General features: G+C 58.8%; 3 protein-coding genes. All 3 read right to left on the minus strand.

The genetic code is table 11. From position 1 onward, the window contains the following. The coding region (locus tag ACEK02_RS19150; protein ID WP_371423158.1) for a 2Fe-2S iron-sulfur cluster-binding protein at positions 1-109 on the minus strand (109 nt) is incomplete at its 3' end. A 23-nt stretch (positions 110-132) separates the two neighbouring features. Beyond that, positions 133-882, minus strand: coding sequence for a hypothetical protein (locus ACEK02_RS19155; protein ID WP_033963260.1), 750 nt, complete (start codon positions 880-882; stop codon positions 133-135). Next, the coding region (locus tag ACEK02_RS19160) for an NADH-ubiquinone oxidoreductase-F iron-sulfur binding region domain-containing protein (RefSeq protein WP_371423157.1) at positions 879-1,222 on the minus strand (344 nt) is incomplete at its 5' end. The genes ACEK02_RS19160 and ACEK02_RS19155, both read right to left, overlap by 4 nt.

Consider the following 1,222-nt stretch of genomic DNA (forward strand, 5'->3'; position numbering starts at 1 on the left):
CATGATAGCAGAAGCGCGGGATTTCCTTGCCGGCGAGCTCGCACGCCTGGAGCACGGTGGCACCAGCGGGTACTTCGATCTCGACGCCATCGACTTTAAGTTTAGGCATGGTTCGCGCTCAAACTTTCTTATTCATGGTTTCGCCGCAGCAGCGACTTGAGCCTGCTGTGGGCGAGAAAAGCGATTCCACAATCCATCTGCGACATAGACGCGAATGCTCGCCGGACTCATCGAAAACTGGATGCCTTGTTCCAGGCATTTGCCCAATGCGGGTGCCAGTGCCCGTGCCGCCGCTCGCTCGCTCGCACTTGCGGGCATAGTACGGAGCAACGCATCCGACCCGCTCACATCGTTAAAGACTACGCAATCTGCAAATGCTCCGAGCGCCCGCGCCTTGGGCAAATTGTCGCTATTGGAGACGTAGGTCCGATCAATAACTTCCACCGACCCGGGGGCGAGCGTAGGCGCGACAGGGTGGCCCGCAAGATATGTTTCTTCAGCCAAAAATCCGCGTAACATCTCGCGCTTGAATTTGAAGCCAAGCGTGTTTTGCGTGACGCTCGCCTGCTTCCCAAGGCACTCTGACATGTCAAAGGTACTAGCTACATCGGAGATTTTTGCGGCCTTTATATCCACGCTCACGGGGTCACTATAGGTTAGTATTACGGCCGCTGCCTTCTTATTGCGATTGTAAATGCACCGAGCAAACGCCTTCTTGATTAAGCCTGCGTCCTTCGCCTCCACGGCCTGCGGCGCAACCGGAATGAGCGAGCCGGTCTGCACTTCGGGCTTCAACTGACCGAACGCAACCGCAGGCATCAAGCCGACAAACAGTACCATGACCGGTAGTGTCGACTGTCTCAAGGCGATTGCAGCGCTCATTCCGCCGCTTCCATCATCGGGCTCAACCCGCCGCCACGCTTTTCGGTGATGCGCCGCTCCATCTCGGGGCGGAAGTGCTTGATCAGGCCCTGGATCGGCCAGGCCGCCGCATCGCCGAGCGCGCAGATCGTGTGGCCTTCGACCTGCTTGGTCACCTGATACAGCGTATCGATCTCGGAAATGTCGGCGTCGCCGGTGCGCATCCGCTCCATCACGCGCCACATCCAGCCGGTGCCCTCGCGGCACGGCGTGCACTGGCCGCAGCTCTCATGCTTGTAGAAATAGGACAAGCGGCTGATCGCGCGGACGATGTCGGTCGACTTGTCCATCACGATGACCG

The organism is Tardiphaga sp., assembly GCF_041424195.1.
Taxonomy (GTDB): Bacteria; Pseudomonadota; Alphaproteobacteria; order Rhizobiales; family Xanthobacteraceae; genus Tardiphaga.